This window comes from Meiothermus hypogaeus, from assembly GCF_003574035.1.
Lineage (GTDB): Bacteria > Deinococcota > Deinococci > Deinococcales > Thermaceae > Meiothermus > Meiothermus hypogaeus.
The window spans coordinates 1-13,266 of the sequence record NZ_QWKY01000023.1 but is presented as its reverse complement, the minus strand read 5'-3'; the positions used below and the strand labels follow the sequence as shown (position 1 = coordinate 13,266).

Annotated in this window: 11 protein-coding genes; all 11 read right to left on the bottom strand. The window is 61.7% G+C overall.

Annotated elements, in window-relative coordinates:
* Positions 1–14: 14 nt before the first annotated feature.
* Positions 15–1,721 (bottom strand): polysaccharide deacetylase family protein, encoded by a 1,707-nt coding sequence (locus tag Mhypo_RS07825; RefSeq protein WP_170148246.1) that lies wholly within the window; start codon positions 1,719–1,721, stop codon positions 15–17.
* Between the two features lie 491 nt (positions 1,722–2,212).
* Positions 2,213–3,412 carry an ABC transporter substrate-binding protein gene (locus Mhypo_RS07820; RefSeq protein WP_119340742.1) on the bottom strand — a complete coding sequence of 400 codons (1,200 nt, stop codon included), beginning with the start codon at positions 3,410–3,412 and terminating at the stop codon, positions 2,213–2,215.
* 153 nt (positions 3,413–3,565) lie between these two features.
* A complete protein-coding gene (locus Mhypo_RS07815) occupies positions 3,566–4,765 on the bottom strand; it encodes an ABC transporter substrate-binding protein (protein ID WP_119340771.1) in 1,200 nt (399 codons plus the stop codon).
* Between the two features lie 178 nt (positions 4,766–4,943).
* The gene (locus Mhypo_RS07810) at positions 4,944–5,738 is read right to left on the bottom strand and encodes a carbohydrate ABC transporter permease (RefSeq protein WP_119340741.1); all 795 of its coding nucleotides are present in this window, start codon (positions 5,736–5,738) and stop codon (positions 4,944–4,946) included.
* 136 nt (positions 5,739–5,874) lie between these two features.
* Positions 5,875–6,708, bottom strand: coding sequence for a carbohydrate ABC transporter permease (locus Mhypo_RS07805; RefSeq protein WP_119340740.1), 834 nt, complete (start codon positions 6,706–6,708; stop codon positions 5,875–5,877).
* Between the two features lie 84 nt (positions 6,709–6,792).
* Positions 6,793–7,584 carry an SDR family NAD(P)-dependent oxidoreductase gene (locus Mhypo_RS07800; protein WP_119340739.1) on the bottom strand — a complete coding sequence of 264 codons (792 nt, stop codon included), beginning with the start codon at positions 7,582–7,584 and terminating at the stop codon, positions 6,793–6,795.
* 55 nt (positions 7,585–7,639) lie between these two features.
* Positions 7,640–8,389, bottom strand: a complete 750-nt coding sequence (locus Mhypo_RS07795) for an ABC transporter permease (protein ID WP_170148249.1) — start codon at positions 8,387–8,389, stop codon at positions 7,640–7,642.
* Between the two features lie 146 nt (positions 8,390–8,535).
* Complete coding sequence (locus Mhypo_RS07790; RefSeq protein ID WP_119340737.1) at positions 8,536–9,483, bottom strand: ABC transporter permease; 948 nt, start codon at positions 9,481–9,483, stop codon at positions 8,536–8,538.
* Positions 9,484–9,558: 75 nt separating this feature from the next.
* Positions 9,559–11,067 (bottom strand): ABC transporter substrate-binding protein, encoded by a 1,509-nt coding sequence (locus tag Mhypo_RS07785; protein WP_119340736.1) that lies wholly within the window; start codon positions 11,065–11,067, stop codon positions 9,559–9,561.
* A 140-nt stretch (positions 11,068–11,207) separates the two neighbouring features.
* Positions 11,208–12,398 carry a M20 family metallopeptidase gene (locus Mhypo_RS07780; protein WP_119340735.1) on the bottom strand — a complete coding sequence of 397 codons (1,191 nt, stop codon included), beginning with the start codon at positions 12,396–12,398 and terminating at the stop codon, positions 11,208–11,210.
* Positions 12,399–12,761: 363 nt separating this feature from the next.
* Positions 12,762–13,266, bottom strand: a 505-nt coding sequence (locus tag Mhypo_RS07775; RefSeq protein ID WP_206074901.1) for a P1 family peptidase, incomplete at its 5' end; no start/stop codon positions are given.

The window sequence follows — 13,266 nt, the reverse complement described above, 5'->3', positions numbered from 1 at the left end:
CAAGGTCGATGCTCTTAGTTCTGTCTGGCAGCAGTAGGGCTCCGGGCCTGCTCGAGCCGCCCCAAAAGCACAATGGCATGCGGTACCGGTCGGCTGGGCACCCCGTCCCATTGCCGACCCACCGCCACCAACCGGTCCTGGTACACCAGCGAGGTCGAGTAACCCGAATCCAACAAGACAGCCTCTTCGACTCCCGCCGCTGCGGCCGTCCGGGCCAGCAGGGCTGTGCTCACCGGCTGCAAGGAGGCGCCCAGCACCGGCTCACCCTGGGCATAGCCAAAAAACACCCTGGGCCGGGGTTCCCAGTGGTCGGCGGGTGGGTTCTTGAGCGGCCAGACCGCCTTGCCCCCCCGCACCATCCAGACCCCGCCCACAAAAAGGTCGGTGTAGTCCGGCATGAAGCGCCGGATGGAGTCGGGCCGGTTCATGTCTAGCTTGAGTGGCACAAAAATCATGCGTTCGCGGTTCCAGGCCACCAGGGGGCGCTCCACTATGCGGTACATCACATAGGGGTTGCGCTCCGGAACGAAAAACCGCTTGGGCGCCGCCACAATGGGCCCCACCATGGTGTTGTCCTGGGCTTTGAGGTAAGGGTCGGCAAAAAAGGTACCGTTGATGCCGGCCACCGCTCCAGCCTGCTGTACAAAGTCGCGCACACTCTCGCGGTAGCTCGAGAGCCGGCTTTCGGCCCGCCCCCCCCGAATCATGGCCCAGCGCACGCCCAGGTCGCGGCGGTACTCCAGGCGCACGGGCGTTTCTTTCAGGCGGCGCTCCACAAGGCCGATGCGGGGCTGGGGTTTGTCCTGCGGGTTGAGGGTGTACCAGGCCCGGGGCATCTGGGTCTGGATGTAGCGACCAATGGCCAGCATATCCGGCGAGTCGCCCGGCAGGCGCCAGTCTATGGTGAAGCCCATGACATAGCCCGCCTCGCGGGCCAGTTTGAGGGTCAGGGCATCGGCCTTGCCTTCGGGATAGGCAACGTAGACCACCGGGCGGCCTAATTCGCGTTCCAGCGCCCACTTCGACTCCAAAAGCTCAAGGCGCTGCTCTGCCTGCGTGAGCTGGGTCAGGTCGCGGTGCGAGGCGGTATGGGAACCAATCGTCACCAACCCTTCTCGATCGAGTTTACGCAGTGTAGCCCAGTCCATGCGGGCTCGAGGCCCTCCGCGCCCCACGAAATCGGTGTGGACAAACATGGCCGCCGGGATTTTTTCACGTTTGAGGATGGGATAGATATGCTCGTAGAAACCCTGGTGGTTGTCGTCGAAAGTGAGGGCTACAGGATTTTTTGGCAAAGGTGCGTTCAGGGTCAAGTGTCGGCGAAGTTGATCGAGGGTAATAAAACGAGCGCCCCTGGCCTTGAGCCAGGCGATCTGCTGCTCGAACTCCTGGGGGGTTATGTCCCACCAGACATTATCCGCAGTGCGCCTGGGGAACACATCGTGGTAATTGAGCACGATGGCCTCGCCCGCAGCACGAGGGTTGAGCGGGCGGTAGACCGCTTCCAAAAGCTGAGCTTTCAATCGCCTGGTAGCAGCGTCCAACCGGGCTTTCGGAGGCCGGATTTTTCGTTCGCACAAGACACTAAGCGGCACAATCCCGATACTCTGCAAGTCCATAAAGTCCTGCCCAGGTCGAAGAAATCCGTACCATTGCCAGACCGACCAACCCATCCCCCCAAGCAAGCCCAGCACTCCCAATACAAGCAAGAATCGTCTCATAGCCCCCATCTACAACTACAGTCTTTCACAGTCCTTTGCACAGCCTGTGCAAAAGCACCATGATGGTAGTTTTATACCCCACCCCCGTCAGCGGAGCGTGGCAGAGGCCAAAAGCCTAAAGCTCGAGCAGAAACTTGCCATTTACATCGCGGCCTTTGACTGCCGCGCTTTACCCACTAATACCAGATTCGGTTAGTTCGTCACCAAAGGGTGACGAACTAACCCGACCGAAGTTATCCGCGTAGCGGAGGGCGATACCGCCCCTTGGAAGTTATCCGCGTAGCGGAGGGCGATACCGCCCCTTGGAAGGGAGACGCTTTCTTCGCCGACCGACAGTGAAGGGCCATCGGCCCCCGGCTAGCGCCGGTACTCAAGGGAGGTGTGTGCTCTAGGATTCAAAAAGACAGCCTCTGGTGTTTTTGGTTTTGTGAACTGTCTTTTTGAATCCGGTATAACCCCAGCTTTTTTTGCCCGACGACCCAGAACCGCCATCAGCGTGCAGCTTCCGCCTTGCGCTGGGCTTCTTCCAGGGCTTGCCGGGCAGGCACATTGCCCTTGAGGGCTTTTTCCAGGGCTTCTTCCAGGAAGTTACGCCAGATGGCAAACTGCGGTACCCGTGGGCGGGGCTGGGCCACCGCCACCTGCTCAAAGGCCACCTTGCGGTAGGGGTTCTCGCGGTAGAAGGCTTCCAGCAAGGGCGCAGCCGACTTGCGCAAGGGCACGTAGTAGCTGGCCTCCACCCAGGTCTTGATGTTCTGGGGTTCCATCAGGAATCGCCAGAACTCGAAGGCCCCGCGCTGCTGCTCCGGGCTGGCCCCGCGCAGCACCACCAGTTGTGCTCCGCCCAGCGGAACCTTGCCGCCCGGTTCGCGGGGGATGGGGGCCACCCCCAGCTTGAAGGCGAAGGAAGCATTCTCGGCAGCCGGCCAGTTGGCAATCGAGGCCATGACCATCATGCCCTTGGTGCGGATAAAATCGGTTTGGGCAAAGAAACTCTCGGAGAGGTTGCGCACATTGGTGCTGCCTTCGCGTCCCAGGCGCTGCAGGAACTCGAGGGCCTCCACCACTTCTTTGGAGGTAAAGTTGGGCCGCCCATCCGCAGTGACCAGATTACCCCCCCGGCTGGTCACCTGGGCCTCAAAGGTCCACGACTCCGACAGGGCAATAAAGCCCTTGGAAGTACGGCTCGTGAGCCCCTTGGCCGCCTGCTCAAACTCCCGCCAGTTGCTGGGCACTTTGAGCCCCCTGGCCCGCAGCTGGTTTTCGTTAAAGAAGAGTACCGGGGTCGAGGTGTTGAAGGGCAGTCCAAAGCGGCGATTGTTGATGAGCCCATAATCCCAGGCGGCCTCGAACAAATCGTCCGTGAAGGCTTTGGGTAGAGCATTCGCCAGCTCATCCAGCGGCAGCACCACCCCTTCGGCCACCAGGCGGGGGAACAGCAGAATCTCGGCCTGGAACATGACCGGCGCTCCCCCGGCCCGTAGGGCTGCCAGGAGCCGGGCCTCACCCTCGCGGTAGTCGCCAATCAGGCGCGGCGTCACCCGGTAGTTGCGCTGCGAGGCATTGAAGGCACTTGCAAACTGCGCGATCACCCGCTCGGCGGGGCCATCCATGCTGTGCCAGAAGGAAATTTCGGTCTGAGCCGAGGCCAATCCGGTTAGCAAAACCAACGAAGCTAGCAAATGCTTCACACGTTCCTCCTGTGAGTAGCTCTATTCTACGCACAAACAGAAAACCATCCAGCCATCAGCAGGGGGTCAGGGGCATGGAAGGGATAACCATCAGACGTACGATCTCCTGGTCATACGCAAGCAAAAACCCCGGCTTTCACCGGGGTCTGTCTACTAGCGCCGCTCCACGGCGTTGGCTCTTCGTTGGGCCTCTTCCAGCACCTGCCGGGGGTTGGCATTGCCTTTGAGGGCACGCTCGAGGGCGTCCTCCAAAAAGCTATACCAGACCGTAAACTCGGGGTCTTGCAGCCATACTTCGGCATACTCCACCTGGCTAAAGGCCACCCGGCGGCGGGGGTCTTCGCGGTAGAAGTCCTCCAGCAGGGGCTGCGCTGCCCGGCGCATGGGCATGTAGTAGGTAGCCCGCACCCACTTGGCAATGTTGGCCGGCTCCATCAGGAAGCGCCAGAAAGCCACCGCACCCCGCGCCTGCTGCTCACTGGCCCCCCGCAGCACCACCAGCGTACCCCCGGCCAGCGGCACTTTACCGCCCTCTGAGCGCGGCACCGCGGCCACACCCAACTTAAAGGGGATGGGCGCACGGTTCTCGATGAGGGGCCACATGGTGATGGGCGCAATGCCCATGAAGGTTTTGGTACGCAAGAAGTCCGCGACCGAGAACTGGGCTTCGGCAATGTTGCGGCTTTGGGCGATGTTGCGCTTTACCAGGTCTTGCAGGTACTGAAGGCTTTCTACCGCCTTGGCGTTGGTGAAGTCGGGGCGACCCTGCCCGTTGACGATTGCTCCCCCCCGGCTCATCACCAGTACATTGAAACTGTAAATGTCGCTCGAGACCGTGTACCCTTTGGCGGCGCGGGTGGTGAGGCGTTGGGCCGCCGTGGCCACATCGTCCCAGGTGCGCGGTGCCCCCAGTCCACGGGCGGCAAACTGGTCGGCGTTGTAGAAAAATACTGGGATGGACAGGCCAATCGGCAAGCCATAGCTACGGCCCCGTAACTTACCGGCCTCCAAAAAGCTCGGATAAAAATCGCTCGGCAGGTTGCCCAGATACTCGTCCAGGGGCAGGGCCACATTATCCTGCACCATCCGGCCCAAAAAAGAGATTTCGGCATGGAAAAGCGCTGGCGCACCACCCGAACGCAAGGCAGCCAGCAGCTTCAGGCCCCCCTCGCGGTAGTCGCCCACAAAGCTTGGTACGATGCGGTACTCCCGCTGCGAAGCGTTGAATTCGCGGATCATACCCTCCAGCACCTCCTGGCCGGGCGGCCCCGCCGTGTGCCAGAAGGGAACCTCTACCGGGCGTTGGGCCCAGGCCAGCCCCAACCCCATCACAAGCAACATCAACAGACGCATGGACTTAATCATCCTCCACGGTTTGCCTTTGCAAACCCTTACCAGTTTGCCATACCGAGGATGAGAAAGGCGTTCAAGGGGCTAAAGCAAGATACAAGGGTCAGGGTGAGGAAAAGACCAGGGCTGGATGCTGCCAAGACGTGCAGCGAGCGGAGGCCTCTATAGATTATGCAGCATCTCAGCCCTTGAGCCCTTCTTCAAAGGTCTCTACAATGCGCCGCTCGTAGAGCAGGTAGATGATGACCAAAGGCAAAGTTGCAGCCAGGGCGGCTGCCGAGAGCGGCCCCCAGTCGGCAGGGTTCTGGCGCTGTAAATCGGTAATCCAGGTTTGCACGGTTTTGAGTTCCTTGCTACCCGCTACGATGCGCGGGTAGAGCACCAGGTTCCAGTGGGCGGCAAAAGCCAGCACCCCCGCTGCAATCAGTTGGGGGCGCAACAGCGGTAACAGAATGCGCGTCAGCAGGACACGATGACCCGCCCCGTCCAGCCGGGCGGCCTCCAGCAGTTCCTCCGGTACGGTACGCATCCCCTGGAAGAGCAGATACACGATAAAAGGACTCGCCGCAAAGGGAAGTACCAGAGCCCAAAGGGTGTCCAGAATCTTCAGGCCCACCAGCAGTCCGTACAAGGGAACCAGCAGCAGTTCCACTGGAATGGCCAGCAACACCAGAAAGAACGGCAAAATTTTTGTGCCTTCCTTGATGGCATAGGCCGCTAGAAAGCCGGTGGTGAGCTGAAGCAAAGTCACGCCGCCGGTCAGGAGCACCGAAAACAGCAAACGCCCCCAGAAGCCCTCCCAGAAACCGCCCCGGCCCAGCACCTCGAAGTTGGCCAGGCTAAAGCCTAGCTGTCCGAAGATATCGCCACTGAACACCGCTTCAGGTGGGATGAAGGCCGCATAGGCCATCCAGACAAAGGGCAGGGCCACCAGCAGGGCCACCGTTGCCACCAACAAATGCCCTAACCAGCGCATGCGCGAACCTCCAGATTGGCATAAGGACATAAGGGCGCTAGGGCAGGGAAAAGCAGTCGAACACGCCCAACCCTCCGCAGCTCGAGCCCATCGGCACCACACACCCCAGTCCGTGCGGAGCATACGGTCTTACAGTTCATTTCTCCTCCCGCAAGAGCCGGGCCTGCGCCAGGGCAAAGGCCAGGGTGAGCAGCAAGATGATGACCGTGAGGGCGGCGGCGTAGCCCAGGCGGCCCACTTCAAAGCCGGTTTTGTAGAGGTAGTAGCCCAGCACCTCGGTGCCGCCAAAAGGGCCGCCCCGGGTCAGCAGGAACACCGCCGTGTAGCCCTGTAAGGTGAGCACCGTACCAATGACCACCAGAAACGTAATGGCCGGGCGCAGCAGGGGCAGGGTGATGTAGCGGAAAGCCTGGGAAGCGGTGGCCCCGTCCACGGCGGCGGCCTCGAGCAGCGTTTTGGGAATGGCCTTGAGGCGGGCCGAAACCACCAGCACCCCATAGCCAATGTGCCGCCAGATGGTGAAGAGCATAATCAGAACCAGCGCCCAAAAAGGACTCTGATCCCAGCGCGGCACCGGCAGTACCGAAGCCAGCGCGCCGTACTCGGGCGAAAACAGGGTATACCAGGCCACCGTCGCTCCGCCCAACGTGACCAGCCCCGGCAAAAAGAGCAGGGCTTTGATGGGGCGTTCGTAGGGCTGGCCGTCCAGGGCCAGGGCCAGCAGTATCGAGAGAATCACAAAGGGAATCAGGGTCATGACCCCAAAGATCAGGGTGATACGCAGGCTGTTGTAAAAATCGGGGTCGCGCAGAATGTTGCGGTAGTTCTCGAGGCCAATCACCTTAGGCTCCGACAACCCCGACCAGTCCCAGGTCGAGAAACGCAGCACATCTAGAAAGGGGTACAACAAAAACAGGCCCAGCAGCGCCACCGCCGGGAGTGCAAACCAGTAAGCATTGTTGCGACCCATGCACCACCCACGTCGGCCCCGGAGGGCCAAACAGCATCAGGGTACTATACCAAAGCCCCAGGGTTTGTTTGCGCCACAGTTTTTTTAGAGCGGTGGGGTGAAGCGCCCGTCAATAGCCGTCCAGCCGCCATCCACAAACAAAATGGTGCCGGTAATGTAGGAGGCCGCCGGTGAGGCCAGGAAAGCCACCGCTGCAGCCACTTCCTCGGGGCGGCCCCAGCGACGCAAGATGTTGCGCTCTGCGTAGGCGTTGTACCAGTCGGGCTTGCTCTTGATGGGCGCGGTGAGGGGGGTATCAATCACACCGGGCCCAATGGCATTGGCCCGCACCCCTTTGGGGCCTAGCTCTACCGCCAAACCCCGGACGAGTTGCACGGTTCCGGCCTTGGTCATGGCGTAGACCGACTGCCCCGGCTCCACCACCAGCGAGCGGATGGAAGAAAAGGCCACGAGCGAGCCTGAGCCTTGTTGGGCCATGACCCGGCCTGCTTCGGTCAGTACGTTAAAAGTGCCCTTGAGATTAACGTTCACCACCCGGTCGAACTCTTCACCGGTGTAGCTCAGGATGGGCTTACGGACGTTGATGCTGGGGGTCGTGACCGCCACGTCCAGCCGACCGTGGCGCTCCACAATACCCGCAATGAGCCCCTTGACCCCCTCGGCATCGGTAATGTTGACCTCGAGGGCCTCGGCTTGCCCACCGCTGGCCTTAATTTTTTCCACAGTTTCGGCGGCGAGCTCGGCCTTCATATCTGCGACCACCACAGCTGCCCCCTGGGCCGCCAGGGCTTCGCAGGAAGCCTGTCCAATCCCCGAACCCCCACCCACCACCAACGCCACCTGGCCGTCCAGTCGAAACATGTCTTTGTAGTTCATGTGTACCTCGCTTACAGCCTATAGCCCATAACCAAGAGCAACTGGCTATCGGCCATTAGCTTCTCTTCCTGGGGTCAAGGTAATCCCGCAGCCCATCGCCCAGCAGATTGAAGCCCAGTACCGCCAGGCCGATGGCCAGCCCCGGAAAAATGACCGGATAAGGCGTGAGCTCCTGGTAACTCTGGGCCTCGCGTAGCATCCGGCCCCAACTGGGGTTGGGGGGCTGAGTACCCAGGCCCAGGTACGAAAGCGCGGCCTCGGCCAGAATGGCCACCGCAAAAGCCAGGCTGGCCTGCACCACCAGCGGCCCCATGATGTTGGGCAACACGTGCCGCAGCATGATGCGCCCCTGGCCCATGCCCAGGGCGCGGGCCGCCTCGATGTAGGGCAGGGCCTTGACCGAGAGCACGCTGGCTCGAGCCACCCGGGCAAAAGCGGGCACCGCTGCCAGGCCGATGGCCACCATGGAAGTCGTCACACCCGGGTTGAAGATGGCCGCCAGAAGCAACGCCAGCAGCAGGGCGGGCAGCGCGTAAAGGGTTTCTAGCAGCACCGATAAAATCTGGTCGAGCCAGCCACCCAAATATCCGGCCAGCACCCCCAGCAAAAGCCCTACCGAAAGCCCAATGCCCACCGCAATCAGCCCCACATAGAGGGCGTTCTGGGCCCCGGCCAGCACCCGGGCCAGGGTATCGCGCCCCAGGATGTCGGTGCCCAGGGGATGCCCCTCGGAAAAGATAGGAGCCAGGCGGTTGGGGGTAGTGGCGTTGGGGTTGGTGGGATTCAGCGCGCTGAGGAACACCATCAGAAGGATGAGGGAAATCAGAAAAGCCCCCACCTTGAGCGAGATGGGCAGCCCACCCCACCAGGAACGCCGCCGGGCTCCTGGGCGAAGAGCAGCCTGGCTAGCCACCGTCTACCCCTTGCATTCCGCTGGGCATGGGGATCCACCTACGCATAGCTCACCCTCGGATCCAACAACGCGTATAGGAAGTCTACCAGCAGGTTCATAAGCACGATAAAAGCCGCGATCACCAGCACCACCCCTTGCACCAGGGGGTAGTCGCGGGCGCTGATGGCGGTGAGCGAGAGCGAGCCCAGGCCAGGAATGCCAAAAACCGTCTCTACCACCACGGTAGCAATGAGCAGGCTGGCGAACTCGAGCCCCAGCACCGTCACCACCGGTAAAGCGGCGTTCCTGAGAGCATGCTTGTACAACACCACCCGTTCGCCCAGCCCTTTGGCGAAAGCAGTACGGATATAGTCCTGGTGCAAGACCTCGAGCACACTTCCCCGTACCAGCCGCACCAGAAACGAAGCGCTGGCCAGCCCCACGGTGAGCACCGGCAGCACCAGAGCAGCCAGGGCCCGCTGGGGGTTCTCCCAGCCGCCAATGGGAAAGCTGGTCGGCAAGGGCAGTTTCAGCCAGACGATGAAGATGTAGATAAACATCAGGCCCACCCAGAACGAGGGCAGCACAATGCCCACCAGCGAGCCCGTAGAGACCGCTACATCCACCCAGGTTCCGGCCTTGCGCGCAGCCAGAATGCCCAGTGGCACGGCCAGCAGGGTCGCCAGGAGCAAGGAGGCCACCACGATGGGCAGAGTGATGCCCAGCCGGGCCACGATGAGTTCGGAGATGGGCCGCTCGTAGCGAATGGACTGCCCCAGGTCGCCCCGCAACACACCTCCCAGCCAGTTCAAGTAGCGCTCGAGGGGGGGTTTATCCAGCCCTAGGCGGGCCTCGAGGGCTTCCAGGTCGGCAGGGGTGGCATCAATGCCCAAAATGGCCTGGGCCGGATTACCTGGAATGAGGAGGAGCGCCCCAAACACCAGCAAGGTCGCCAACCACAAGGTCACGAGGGCAAAGCCGAGGCGGCGAACGGTATAGGCAAACATGGTCAAGCGTAGAGGGCCGAGGGCCTAGAGCGGGTAGTGCCCTGGACACTCGACCCCGGCGCAAACGTTAGCGAACTATTGACGCACCCACACCTCCGCCACGCTGATGGCGGGGGTCAGGAAACCATCCGGCCAGTTCTGGATGCGGGCGCGATACGCGCCCAGCGCCGGCAAACTCATGGTCCAAACCCCAGCCGCATCCTCGGCCAGCAAACGTTGCGCAGCAGCTAAGGCTTCACAGGCTTTGGTCTGGTTGGGAGCCCGCAGGTACTGGGTGTACAACTGCTGGAAACGCGGACTGTTGTAACGCCAGTAGTAGCGGGGGTTGGCGTAGTTGGAAGTATCATTGGCCTCCACGTGCCCGATGATGGTCATGGCGTAGTCGGCCTGGCTGAAGACCCGCTGAATCCAGGTGTTGAAGTCGGTCACCTGGATAGTCACCTGCAGCGGACCCAGCTTGTTGAGCTGGGCCACCATGGCCTCGCCAATGCGGCGCTCGTAGGGGAACTCGGCGGCCAGGTTGAAGGTAAAGCGCAGGGGGTTCTGGTTGGTAAAGCCGGCCTCGGCCAGCAGGCGGCGGGCCTCGTCGGGGTTATAGGCGTTGAAGTTGCTCAGGTCCACGTAGCAGGCTTCGCCCGGCGAACGCATGGAGCCGATCTTGGTGCCATAACCCAGCATAGCCCCCTGAATCAGTTCGTCCTTGTTGGTCGCCAGGGTAATGGCCCGACGCACCCGCACGTCGTTGAAGGGGGGGCGGCTGTTGTTGAAACCGGCCACTGCTTCAGCCGTAGCAGAACCAGAGAACACCTTGAAGTTGCTGTCGCGCGAGAGCACCACCGCGTTCTCGGGCAGCAAGCTATAGGCAATCACATCCAGGTCACCGGCCCGCAGACCGGCCAGTTGGGCGTCCCCATCCCCCAGGAAGCGGAAGTTGACCCGATCCAGGTAGGGCAGGCCCTGCACGTAGTAGTTGGGGTTGCGCTCCAGGCGCACCGCTACACCCCGCTCCCACCCAGCAAAACGGAAGGGGCCCGTACCGATGGGCTGCACCCGCTGTTCGGCCAGGGGGCGCTGGCGTGGGCCAATCAGGGACTCCGGGCGCGAGAGGATAAAGAGAAAATCGTTGTTGGGCTGGCGCAGGCTGAACACCACCGTGCTGGGGTTGGGGCTGGTGATGTTGGCGATGTCGCGGTAGAGATCGGGGCGCAGGTGGCCCGAGGCCCGGGTATCGGGGTTGCGGGCCCGGTTGAACTTGGCCAGCACATCCTGGGCGGTGAAGTCGGAGCCATCGTGGAACTTCACCCCCTGGCGCAGGGTGAAGGTGTAGGTCAGGCCGGAATTCGAGACCGTCCAGCGCGAGGCCAGCGAGGGCACAATCTCGCCTTTGGGGTTGCGCTTCACGAGCCCTTGCAGCACGTTGTCGTAGACCACCCGGGAGATATCGGCGCCGGCTACCTGGGTAGGATCCCAGGCCGCGGGTTCGGTCTGGATGGCGATGGTAATCGCACCCCCTCGTTGCTGGGCCATCCCCAAACCCAGACCAAGCACCAAGAACGCCAGCAGTCCAACCAGATATTTCTTCATTGCTCTGCCTCCTTGACGCTGAGTTCGCCGGAAAAGACGCTGCGAACCACCCCAACGCTGGGCAAATCCGAGCAAGAACCCGTTTCCAGCAACTGCCAACTCAGCTTTGCTAACAATCTAACGCGATTGTCAGATTTTAGCTAGGTGAGCATCAGCACACTGGTAGCCGCATACAGCCGGGCGGCCGCAATGAGTTCCTCGACTTCGATGTATTCGTCGGCCTGGTGGGGAACCGTCTTGCCACCGGGCCCTATCGTCACAATGGGTAGCCCTGCCCAGGCCCACAGAAAAGTACCGTCGGTAGCCCCCGGCACACCCCCGTACCGAAGGGGCATCTGGAGTAGCTGTAAGCCCTGCTCCACCGCCTGTACCAGCGTGGTGTTGCGCGAGGTCTCGGTGGCGGGGCGGTCTTCAAAGACTTCCAGGGACGCGCTTACACCGGCCTCGAGGCTTCCCTCCATGGCTTGCCTGAGCCTGGTTTCCAGCGCACTGTGATCCTGGCCGGGGTTGGTGCGGATGTCCAGGCCCACCCACACCTGGTCTGGCATCACGTTGAACTGCCCTTCCCCTGCCCCTGCCTGAAACACCGTGGGGGTAACCCAGGGCAGCCCCAGGTACTCGTGCTGGCTTTCGGCCTGCAAGGCGGCTTGAAGTGTTTGGAGGGCCACCACAAAGCGGGAGGCCGAGGGAATGGGGTTGGCCCCGGCGTAGGGCATGGCCCCGTGGGCCATCTTGCCCTGAAAGCGCACCCAGACCCGCATCGCCCCCTTCTGCCACAAGCACACCTGGTTTTCTTCCGGCTCACAGATAATAGCCCCAGCAAAGCCCTCGGCATGGCCGGCCCGAATAAAGGCCTTGATGCCAATCATCAAGCCTTCTTCGTCGCAAGGAATGCACAGGCGCAGGGTTTTCTGGGGCTCTCCCAGCACTTTCTTTACCGCCACCGCCGCGCAGATGGCCGCCGCCAGCCCTCCTTTCATATCGCAAGCCCCGCGCCCATAGATGCGGCCATCCACCAGTCGGGCCTCGTAGGGGGGGACGGTCCAGCGCTCGAGGTTCCCATGCGTAACCACATCGGTGTGCCCCTCCAGAATCAGCCCGCCGGGGCCTTCCCCCAGGTCGGCGATCAGGTTGGGGCGGCCCGGCTCTACCTCTTGCACGGTGGTCTTGAAGCCGCGCTCGCGCAGGTAGGGTTCCAGAAAATCCACCACCGGCTGCTCGCCGGGCCCCGGGTAGTAGCTCTCGATACGAACCAGGGCCTGGGTCAGGCGAACGACTTCGTTCACATCCACTTCCTGGGCCGCTCTTTGGGCTAGTTGATGTTTGTCCATTGCAGCAGATCCTTTCGATTCTGATGGGCAGCGGTTCAAGATTCCTGGCGTCGAACAACGGGGTATCGAGTTATCGGAATGCAAGCGATGCAGATGCAGGCGTTTGCAGCTTTGCGCCTTGGGTTTTCATACCGGATTCAAAAAGACAGTTTACAAAACCAAAAACACTAGAGGCTGTCTTTTTGAATCCTAGAGCACACCCCTCCCTTGAGTACCGGCGCTAGCCGGGGGCCGATGGCCCTTCACTGTCGGTCGGCGAAGAAAGCGTCTCCCTTCCAAGGGGCGGTATCGCCCTCCGCTACGCGGATAACTTCGGTCGGGTTAGTTCGTCACCAAAGGGTGACGAACTAACCGAATCTGGTATCAGGTATCGTACAACTCGCGGTAGGAAAAAAGCCCCCCCACCGAGTAGGCATGCAGCACCCCGTGCACCAGGGCCCGAGCGAACACATCGGCGGCCACCGCTCCAAGTCGGCTGAGTTCGGCGGGGCCCTCTATTTCCACCTCGCCAGTGGCCAGACAAAAGATCGTGTCGCCATCAAACATGGTATGGGCCGGAAAGACCGCCCGAGCTATGCCGTCGTGGGCCATCTGGGCCACCTTTTGGGCCTGGGTTTTGCTTAGTTTGGCGTTGGTGGCCACACAGCCGATAACGGTATTGCTGCGAACGAACGAGTCGGCGAAGACATCGGTATAATCCGGGGTCGCCGGAGATTTGGGCGGGTGCTTGAGCTGGAACTCACCGTTTTGTTCCAGGTAGCGTGCATAAATTTCACCCGTGACCGGGTCGTGGGCCCGGCCATGGGCGTTGGCCGCCACGATGGCCCCCACCACCACCCCACCCCGCATGGCCAGGCTGGCCGTACCC

What these genes read in the sequence shown, in the direction of transcription:
- Mhypo_RS07825 (WP_170148246.1), bottom strand. Translation starts at nt 1,721, where the DNA reads ATGAGACGATTCTTGCTTGTATTGGGAGTGCTGGGCTTGCTTGGGGGG.
- Mhypo_RS07815 (WP_119340771.1), bottom strand. Translation starts at nt 4,765, where the DNA reads ATGCGTCTGTTGATGTTGCTTGTGATGGGGTTGGGGCTGGCCTGGGCC.
- Mhypo_RS07810 (WP_119340741.1), bottom strand. Translation starts at nt 5,738, where the DNA reads ATGCGCTGGTTAGGGCATTTGTTGGTGGCAACGGTGGCCCTGCTGGTG.
- Mhypo_RS07805 (WP_119340740.1), bottom strand. Translation starts at nt 6,708, where the DNA reads ATGGGTCGCAACAATGCTTACTGGTTTGCACTCCCGGCGGTGGCGCTG.
- Mhypo_RS07800 (WP_119340739.1), bottom strand. Translation starts at nt 7,584, where the DNA reads ATGAACTACAAAGACATGTTTCGACTGGACGGCCAGGTGGCGTTGGTG.
- Mhypo_RS07795 (WP_170148249.1), bottom strand. Translation starts at nt 8,389, where the DNA reads ATGGTGTTCCTCAGCGCGCTGAATCCCACCAACCCCAACGCCACTACC.
- Mhypo_RS07790 (WP_119340737.1), bottom strand. Translation starts at nt 9,483, where the DNA reads ATGTTTGCCTATACCGTTCGCCGCCTCGGCTTTGCCCTCGTGACCTTG.
- Mhypo_RS07785 (WP_119340736.1), bottom strand. Translation starts at nt 11,067, where the DNA reads ATGAAGAAATATCTGGTTGGACTGCTGGCGTTCTTGGTGCTTGGTCTG.
- Mhypo_RS07780 (WP_119340735.1), bottom strand. Translation starts at nt 12,398, where the DNA reads ATGGACAAACATCAACTAGCCCAAAGAGCGGCCCAGGAAGTGGATGTG.